Genomic DNA, 8,732 nt, shown 5'->3' with positions numbered 1-8,732 from the left:
CCTCGCGCCATCAGAGATGTGTATAAGAGACAGCGTCAAAGCCTTCGCCAACGAGGTGGCGGCGGCCAGCGAACAGGTGACCGCATCCAGCGAAGAGGTCCGCTCGGCCTCCCAGCAGGTCTCCGAGTCGGTACAGGAGATCTCCGACGGCGCCGACCGACAGAACGAGAACCTCCACTCGGTCAACCAGGAGATGAGTGGCCTCTCCACGACGACCGAAGAGATCGCCGCCTCCTCGAACAACGTCGCCGACTTCGCCGAGCAGACGGCCGAAACCGGCCGCCTCGGCCGCGAGGCGGCCCAGGAGGCGATCGACGGGATGCACGAGATCGAAGCGGAGTCGACCGAGGCCGTCGAGGCCATCCGAGAGCTCGAAGCGGAGATGGCACAGGTCGACGAACTGGTCGAGTTCATCACCGAGGTCGCCCGCGAGACGAACATGCTCGCGCTGAACGCGAACATCGAGGCCTCGCGAGGCGGCGACGGCGAGGGCTCCGGTTTTGGCGCCGTCGCGACGCAGGTCAAAGAGCTCGCTGCGGACACGAAATCGACCGCCGAGGACATCGAGCAGCGACTCGAGCGGATCGACGAACAGACGGCCGAGACCGCGACGGAGGTCCAACAGACCGCCGACCGGATCGCCGAACACGTCGACTCCGTCGAGAACGCCGCCGAAGCGCTCGACGAAATCGCCGACTACGCCGACCGGACCAACGAGGGCGTCCAGGAGATTTCCGCGGCGACCGAAGAGCAGGCGGCCTCGACCCAAGAGGTCGTCGCCATGGTCTCGTCGGCGACCGAGATCTCCGAAACGACGGCCGCCGAGGCCCAGCGCGTCGCCGCGGCCGCGGAGGAGCAGACCTCCGCCCTCTCGGAAGTCACCGAGAGCGCGAGCTCGCTCACCGATCAGGCGGCGTACCTGAGCGAGACACTCGATCACTTCGAGACCGACGAGGTGGCGGACGTCTCCGTCGACGACTACGACACCGACGACGAGACGCTCTCGTTCGACGAGGTAGATGTCGACGGCGACGACGATGGCGTCGGCGGTGTCGAGACCGACGCGAGCGAGGATCCCGACGGGAGTGCCGGCGGGTTCGAGCCCAAAGCGAACGGCGGGATCACGGACGCGAGCGGTACCGACGGAGACGCCGAACCGACGCCGGACACCGACGCCGCAACCGACCTCGCCCACGGTGACGACGAGACGCGCGAGACGGACGACGGGGTCGACGCTACCGAACTCGGCGAGGCAGACACTGTCGAATTCGACGAAGCCGACACTGCCAAACGCGCCGGTGCGACGACCGAAACGGAAAACAGCGCCGACGACGCGATGACTGCGTCGGACTCGACTCGTAGCGACGCCGGAGCCGAGACCGATGACGACGACGGTACCGCCCCGTCGGACGGCGAGAACGGGTTCACGTTCAGCCAGTTCGACGACGAGTGAGGCCGCTCCAGGACTGACGTCGCGAAGTTTCTCCCGTTTCCCGTGTAAACGGTCCAACTACTACACCGCTGAACCGTCACGTACTTTTCACCCCCGTCCTAAGCGCGTGTGATGGAATTGCTGGAGCGCCGTCGGGCGCTGATCGAGGATCGACTCGTCGAGGTAGTCGACGGCCTCGAGCCGGACGCGCTCAGAGCGGAAGTGGAACACACGGCCCTCGCCGGAGGCAAGCGCGTCCGGCCGATGGTGACGGTGCTGGCCTGCGAGACGGTGGGCGGAACGGCCGAAGACGCCGTCGACTTCGGCGTCGGAATCGAACTCGTCCACGCGGCGTCGCTGGTCGTCGACGACATCATCGATCGCTCGGAGCTGCGCCGGGGCACGATCAGCGCCTGGGCCGAGTTCGGCTACGGCCCGGCGATCGTCTCGAGCGATGGCTTGCTCGGCGAAGCGTTCGCTCTCTTTTCGTCGGATCCAGACGCCACGCGCGTCGTCGCCGAGGCCATGGTCGAACTCGGCATCGGCGAGGCGACGGAGCTGTCGGCCGAACCCGAAACCGAGGCCGAGTACATGACCCTCGCGCGCCGGAAGACCGGCGCGTTGTTTCGCGCCGCCGCGGAGCTCGGGGCGATCGCCGCCGGCTCGGACGCGGTCACCGTCGAGGCGCTCGGCGAGTACGCCGAACGGGTCGGGGTCGCCTTCCAGATCCGCGACGACGTCCTCGACGCGGTCGCCGATCCCGACGAACTCGGCAAGCCGACCGGCCACGACGCCGCTCTGGAGCGCCCCTCGGTCGTGCAGGTGACCGACCTCACGCCCGACGAGGCTAACGCCCGCGCTCGAGCCGAGTCGGATCGCGCGATCGAGGCCCTCGATCGGGTCGAGGTCGCCGACCCGACGGCCCGGAACTACCTCGTCGAACTGGCGGAGTTCGTCGTCGAGCGCGAGCGCTAACGGGATGGCGCATCGAGACCGAACTCGAGACGGAACGAAGACCGGTCAGGGCTCGCTGATCTGCAACACGGGCTTGATCGTCGCCCCGTTCTCGGAGTCTTCGACGGCCCGTTCGATCTCGTCGAAGTCGTAGTAGGTGACGAGTTCGTCGAACGGGAACTTCCCGCGGCGGTAGAGGTCGACGAGGTCCGGAATGAACTCCTGGGGGTTCGAGTCGCCCTCGACGATGCCCGTGATCGACCGCCCGTTAAGGAGGAGGTCGTTGACGTCGTAGCTCGCTTCGGTTCCCAGCGGCGGCGCGCCGACGATTCCCAGCGTTCCTCGCTGGGTGAGCGTCTGGACGGCCTGTTCGGCCACATCCGCGACACCGGTCGTCTCGAGCGCGTAGTCAACGCCGCCGTCGGTGTACTCAGTGACGGTCTCGATCACATCGTCGACCGCTTCGGGGTTGACCGTCTCGGTCGCTCCGAGATCGGCGGCGGTCTCGAGTCGGCTTTCCTTGAGGTCGATCGTAACGATCTCCGTACACCCCTTGAGATCGGCGGCCATAACCGCCGAGAGACCGACGGAGCCGGCGCCGAAGATCGCGATCGACGATCCGGCCTGCGGGTCTAACGAATTGATGACGGCGCCCGCGCCGGTCTGGATCCCGCAGCCGAGCGGTCCGAGCAACTCCAGCGGGACGTCGCCGCCGGTGTCGACGGGAACGACGTTCCGCTCGGTCGCGATGGCGTGGGTCGCGAACGACGATTGGCCGAAGAACCGACCGCTGATCCGTTCGCCGTTCCGCGAGAGCGGGGAGGTACCGTCCTCGGGGCGCTGCCCGCCGAAGTTGTGTTCGAAGAACGATTCGCAGTAGGCCGGGTGGCCGCCCCGACAGCTGTGACAGTCGTCGTCGTAGTCGAAGCTCAACACCACGTGATCGCCGGGTTCGACGCGGTTCACGCCGTCGCCGATCGCTTCGACTACGCCCGAACCTTCGTGGCCTAATACTGCGGGTAGGGGCGTTGGATACAGCTGGTCGCGGACGATCATGTCGGTGTGACAGACGCCGGCTCCGACGACCCGGACCAGCACCTCCCCCGCCTGTGGCGACTCGAGTTCGACGGTTTCGATGTCGAATGAACCGCTCTCCTCCTCGACGACCGCTGCGTCGATCTCCATACTGCAGGGAGACTAAACGGAGAAGTAAAGCTTGGGGGTGCTGAAGAGCGCAATACATTTATCCATACATAAAAGAAAGTAAATTATGGGGAGTGATGGGGTAGGCATGGTCGAGGATGTTATTTTATCCGTAGTATTTTGCGCCCTTTTTATATTTCCACCTATTGTTGAAGGCAGAAACAGTTCGTATGCAGCACTTGTGGGACTGTCCGGTGGTGTGGGTATAATTTTGAAAGGTGAATTTAGCAATAAAGTATCCGTCGGTCCAGAAGAACGGCTGGTTACATTTGGGAGAGGACTTTTTTGGCTGCGTTGACGATGATTATTGGTAGGGTATGGTACCCACCACGCCTCGGGGTGGCCGCCGGGGTCGTAGTCATGAGTATTGTACAACTCGTTGGACCATCGTACATCGAGATTTGTGCCGCCGTGAGACAGGAGGCTGATGATCGAGAGTGCAGACGCGACATCAACGATTGGGAAGGTAAGAGCGAGCAGCCCGCATCCGGTGTAGACTCAGGCCCCCAGACCTCCCGTTTCAGTCCCGACAATTTGGGACGAACATTTTTACTGCTGTTTGGTGCGAGTGTAGCGGTATTTTATTTGTCGGTGATTGGGTTTGTGGCATACGTTTGGCAAAGTCCTCCAGAGGCGACGACGGGGATTCATCCGGTCGTACTGGTCCCTGTAATATCGTGGGCTGGGGCGGTCCTGTCGCTTGCTGGGTACAGTCTGTGCTCCATCCGAAAAGTCCGCCGAATGCGCCGGAACGTGGGCCGGTCACCCACTCGGAATCCGATAACGAAACTCCTCTACCTGTTGGCGTTGGTGAACTCCAATAATCAGGAACTGTCCACATACGACAGGAGGGTTCGCCGGACCACGCTTTCGGTTCTCCTCGGACTGTTCTTCCTCATGATCCCAGTAGGTATTTTGTACGGAGACCCAGGTTACTAACATTCACGTGTGCACTTCCATCGACGTACGCGTGTCTTGAGGCCCTACATCTCGTAGTCGGTATGGACGTCAGACGCGCTCTGCCGAACGCGTGCCGCCCGTCTCGTCCGCATCGTCGTCCGCGTACCGCGACTCGATGACGGCGAAGGCGAGGGTGCTCGCGATCCCCAGCAGCGTGCCGACGGTCAGCGCCGTCGCGAGGAAACTGATCCCGACCTCGTCGAGGAAGAACGCGCTCACCGCGTAGAGGACGATGGCGATCGAGAGCACGTAAAACGGCGCGTTGAGGTAGCGCCACTCGAGGGTGCCGGCGATATACTCGTCGGTGATCTGGCCGAGGCTGGTGGTCACCCCCGCGGCGGCGATCCACTGGATCGACCCGTAGACGAGCGCGGCGAGCATCACGGGCACGCCGACCTCGCCGGGCGATGCTTCTCGAACGGCCTCGAGTTCGTTTCGGCCGCTGACGCCGCCGAGGGCGAACAGGGCGGCGGCGACGACGTAGGCGAGCAGGGTCGTCCGGCCGGCGTACAGCGACCGGCGGGCGCGCTCGACGGTGGCGTCGAGGCGGTCACCCAGTCCGAGTCCTCTGGAGATGAGGTACAGTCCCAGCAGCGCCGAGGTCGTTCCCAACACGAACCCGGGCATGTCGAGGACGGTCCCGACCAGGGCGAGCGGGTAGATCAACAGGAGGATCCCCAGCGGGATCAACACCGTCCCTCGCGTCTCCGGATCGTTCAGCACCTGCTTGATCGTGTAGTACATCGACTCCAGATTCTGGGCCTGCCGAACGACGACGCGGCGGACGCCGTCGATGGGGACCCGCGATCGGATGATCGGAATGACGGATTCGTCCTGCGCGCCGTCGGTGACCACGAGCGCGGTGACGTCCTCCGCGGTCGAGAGGCTCGCGAGGACGGTGTCGACCTCGTCGCCGACCTCGCGGTTCGCCTTCACGTCGCCCTCGTCGTTACCGGTGACGACGGCGACCTCGACGCTCTCGTCGCGATCGGCGAGGTCGTCGTAGACGTGCAACCCCTGGAAGATCACGTTGACGTCGGAGTCCTCCGGGTCTTCGGTCGCCAGCGCAACGGCCGCCTCCTCGACGGGGTCGCGGCCGATCACCGGCGTCGAAAATCCGGTCTTGCGACCCAGATCGTCGTCGAGGTCGACACAGAGGACGAGCAGCATCTATCGACCGTTCGACCGGGAGGTATTTCCATCTTCTGGGGACGACAGAATTCCCCGGACGTCCGCGAGACGGGCCGCCATCCGGTGGTCGCGACCGCGGTGATCGCGTGACACCGCCGTGCGATAGCGCCCCACGGTGGCGGGACCCACTCGAGAACCGCATTTCGCACGGCTTTTGTGAGTCGGGCCAGTATGTTCCCTCGAATGATCTCGAAGGGCTGTGAGCAGTGCGCGAAAGGCGGCAAGATGGTGCTGTTCGTCTACGGTTACTGCGACCAGCGCGACTGCTTCTACTGCCCGCTCGGCGAGAACCGCAAGAACGTCACCGACGTCTACGCCAACGAGCGACTCGTCGAGTCCGACGAGGACGTCATCACGGAGGCAAACCGGATGGACGCGCTGGGAACGTCGATCACCGGCGGCGAACCCCAAGAGGCCCTCGATCGGACCTGCCACTACCTCGAACTCCTGAAAGACGAGTTCGGCGAGGACCACCACACCCACCTCTATACGGGTATCACGGGCGGTCGCGAGAACATGCGACGGCTCTCCGAGGCCGGCCTCGACGAGATTCGCTTCCATCCGCCGTACGAACAGTGGGGTGATCTCCACGGCACCGAGTGGGAGGAGATCCTCCACATCGCCCGCGAAGAGGGGCTGACCCCCGCGTTCGAGATCCCCGGCATTCGCGCCGAAGAGGAGTTCCTCGAGTTTTTGGACGAGGGCGCGGCGGAGTTCTGCAACGTCAACGAGTTCGAGATGAGCGACGGGAACTACCGGCGGATGCAGGAACAAGGGTTCGAACTCAAGGAAGACCACATGAGCGCCGTCGAGGGCTCCCGCGAGGAGATCCTCGAGGTGATGGGGGATCACGAGAAGGTCTACTTCTGTACGTCCGTGTTCAAGGACGCGGCCCAGCACCGCCGCCGTCTCAAGCGCATGGCGCGGAACATCCGTCGCGAGTTCGACGACATCACCGACGACGGTACCCTCGTCTACGGCAAGACCCGCGCCGACCCCGAGGAGTTCGAGGCCCTCGGCGTCCCCGAAGAGTTCTACACCGTCAAGACGAACCACGTCGAGGTCGCCTGGTGGCTCTTAGAGGAGATGATCGAAGAGGGCGACCTCGAGGACGGTGAAATCGTCGAGCAGTATCCGACCTACGACGGGCAAGTGGTCGAGCGGACGCCGCTGGCGTAAGTACCGCGAATGAGCGGAGCGAGCGGCTTTTTGGTGCCTTCGCGAGTACGACGACGGGCCAGCGAGAACGTCGCTCTCGCAAGGGGATTTTTCGAGGGGTGGTGAGTGAACATCGCGAACGAACCCGACGAGAAAAAGGTCCGTGTAGATCTCGAGCAGACCCCGTTGGCGTAAGTGGTCGGTCCGCCTTGGTTGCGAACCGCCAGAAATCGCCGAACACCACGCTCGCGTCGGTTGGGAAGTGCATAAAGACTGTTCCGCTGCGCTCAAGCTTTCGAAAGTGGCCGATACGATCACGTAAAACCCGTATTACCACCGATTCAGGGAATGCTACTTATCGAGGCTGTAATAATGGGTCGTCCCACGGTACGACCGGTCACTGATGCAATTCCGAACGCTCGCTGTCGTCGCGGTTGCACTGCTCGTGGCCTTGTCGGGGTGTGCTGCCCTCGATGGGGTAACGACCGACGAATCGCCGAACGAGACAGACGCCGATAACGGGACGGACATCGCGTCCGAAAACGGTAACGCCCAAGATAGCAACCAAAACACCCAAGATAGCAACCAAACCGAGACGGACGTAACGGATCCCGCCGACGAAGCGGACGTAACGGATCCCGCCGACGAAGACAATACGGCGACTGCGGAGTGGCGGCCGCCGGAAGAACCGAACCGGCCGCTGGAGAACAAGCGCGAGGACCGGATCGAAGACGTCTCGGTCGTCGATACGGAGCCCGCCGAGGACGGCGACGGCTACTCGAACTTCAACCTCGAGGTCGTCGCCAACACGAGCATGGAGAACGTCGACCCGCCGGAACACGGGGACGTGATCGGCGAGCCGTACTTCTTCGTCAAGATCAACGAGGGACCGGACAACCAAAAGATCGTCGAGCGGACGGGTGAGGTCCGGATGGAGGAGAACGGCACGTTCCACATCGACGTCCGACCGGCCGGAATCGAAGAGTTCGGCGAGGGGTCGCTGACCGTCGAAGTCTTCCTGATGGACGAGGACAAGGATTGGGACGACATCTACGACGCCGTGGCGACGGAGGTCGAGTTCGACCCGGGGACGGACGGTGATGGTGATGCCGAGTCAGAAACGGACGATGGAAGCGAGAACGAATCGGAGACGAACGACGATACCAGCGAAGCGAGTGACTGAGACGAGGTCTACGCGTAACTGACCGCGCTCGCATGGATTTTGGTCCGCGTTTGCTGTTTTACCTTCACAACGAACCACGTACGATCCCTACAGAGCAACTCGGTCGTACGCGTCCGAGCGAGGTTCAGAGAAGTGGTCCCTGTCTATGCCCGCCCCCGCACAACGCTGGCCGCAAGCGTCGCCAGCAGCGCGACGGCCGCGACCGAGACGCCGAACCCGGGGACGCTGTCGTCGGCTGCCAAGGTCACGGTGACAGTTTCCGTCGCTCCGCTCGAAATCGAATCCGTTGAGAGGGTCTCGCTAACGTACCCCTGCACGTCGACCGTAACAGTGTAGACCGCATCGGACCCGGGAACGGTCGTCTCGATCGTCCCCTGCGCGTTCGATTCCTCGGCAACGGTAAACGACACGCCGTCCGACCGTTCGATCGTGACGGTCGCGTCGTCGATCGGTTCGTCGGATTCGTCGACGGCGGTCACCAATAGCGTCGCGTCGCCTTCGAGGACGGCCCGGTCGCTCGCCGTTCCATTCGTCCCGACCGAGACCGTCCGAGCATCGTTGACGTACCCTGCTGCGGTTACGTTGATCGCGTACTCGTCGCCCCCGGGAACGTGTTCGAGGACGTACTCGCCGTTCCCTTCGTGTGTCCCC

Annotated in this window: 6 protein-coding genes and 1 pseudogene (1 of these 7 running past the window's edge); 4 read left to right on the top strand and 3 right to left on the bottom strand. The window is 63.6% G+C overall.

Translation table 11 applies throughout. The features are described 5' to 3' along the window. Positions 1 to 1,453, top strand: partial view of a methyl-accepting chemotaxis protein gene (locus C477_RS07065; RefSeq protein ID WP_008893769.1) — the 3' portion only. It extends 1,214 nt beyond the left edge of the window; only the last 1,453 of its 2,667 coding nucleotides appear in the window; the start codon falls outside the window, past its left edge; it ends in the stop codon at positions 1,451 to 1,453. A 111-nt stretch (positions 1,454 to 1,564) separates the two neighbouring features. Continuing rightward, positions 1,565 to 2,407 (top strand): polyprenyl synthetase family protein, encoded by an 843-nt coding sequence (locus C477_RS07060; protein ID WP_008893768.1) that lies wholly within the window; start codon positions 1,565 to 1,567, stop codon positions 2,405 to 2,407. A 45-nt stretch (positions 2,408 to 2,452) separates the two neighbouring features. On the opposite strand, the gene C477_RS07055 is transcribed toward C477_RS07060, so the two are convergent. Together C477_RS07055 and C477_RS07050 are read right to left on the bottom strand one after the other, a co-directional pair. Then, positions 2,453 to 3,571: an NAD(P)-dependent alcohol dehydrogenase gene (locus C477_RS07055; protein WP_008893767.1), complete on the bottom strand. Its 1,119-nt coding sequence runs from the start codon at positions 3,569 to 3,571 to the stop codon at positions 2,453 to 2,455. 1,026 nt (positions 3,572 to 4,597) lie between these two features. Continuing rightward, positions 4,598 to 5,719, bottom strand: coding sequence for a DUF373 family protein (locus C477_RS07050; protein ID WP_008893766.1), 1,122 nt, complete (start codon positions 5,717 to 5,719; stop codon positions 4,598 to 4,600). A gap of 204 nt (positions 5,720 to 5,923) precedes the next feature. Here C477_RS07050 and C477_RS07045 point away from each other — a divergent pair, with 204 nt between their 5' ends. Further along, positions 5,924 to 6,919 carry a radical SAM protein gene (locus C477_RS07045; RefSeq protein ID WP_008893765.1) on the top strand — a complete coding sequence of 332 codons (996 nt, stop codon included), beginning with the start codon at positions 5,924 to 5,926 and terminating at the stop codon, positions 6,917 to 6,919. A gap of 382 nt (positions 6,920 to 7,301) precedes the next feature. Continuing rightward, positions 7,302 to 8,081 carry a hypothetical protein gene (locus C477_RS07040; protein ID WP_008893764.1) on the top strand — a complete coding sequence of 260 codons (780 nt, stop codon included), beginning with the start codon at positions 7,302 to 7,304 and terminating at the stop codon, positions 8,079 to 8,081. Between the two features lie 143 nt (positions 8,082 to 8,224). Here C477_RS07040 and C477_RS23805 read toward each other — a convergent pair. Next, positions 8,225 to 8,732: pseudogene (locus C477_RS23805) on the bottom strand (carboxypeptidase regulatory-like domain-containing protein); the annotation flags it as partial.

Origin of the sequence: Haloterrigena salina JCM 13891, assembly GCF_000337495.1 — an archaeon.
Lineage (GTDB): Archaea > Halobacteriota > Halobacteria > Halobacteriales > Natrialbaceae > Haloterrigena > Haloterrigena salina.
Note: the sequence above shows the minus strand (reverse complement) of the source record. Positions and strands in the feature narration are given on the sequence as shown.

What these genes read in the sequence shown, in the direction of transcription:
- C477_RS07060 (WP_008893768.1), top strand. Translation starts at nt 1,565, where the DNA reads ATGGAATTGCTGGAGCGCCGTCGGGCGCTGATCGAGGATCGACTCGTC.
- C477_RS07055 (WP_008893767.1), bottom strand. Translation starts at nt 3,571, where the DNA reads ATGGAGATCGACGCAGCGGTCGTCGAGGAGGAGAGCGGTTCATTCGAC.
- C477_RS07050 (WP_008893766.1), bottom strand. Translation starts at nt 5,719, where the DNA reads ATGCTGCTCGTCCTCTGTGTCGACCTCGACGACGATCTGGGTCGCAAG.
- C477_RS07045 (WP_008893765.1), top strand. Translation starts at nt 5,924, where the DNA reads ATGATCTCGAAGGGCTGTGAGCAGTGCGCGAAAGGCGGCAAGATGGTG.
- C477_RS07040 (WP_008893764.1), top strand. Translation starts at nt 7,302, where the DNA reads ATGCAATTCCGAACGCTCGCTGTCGTCGCGGTTGCACTGCTCGTGGCC.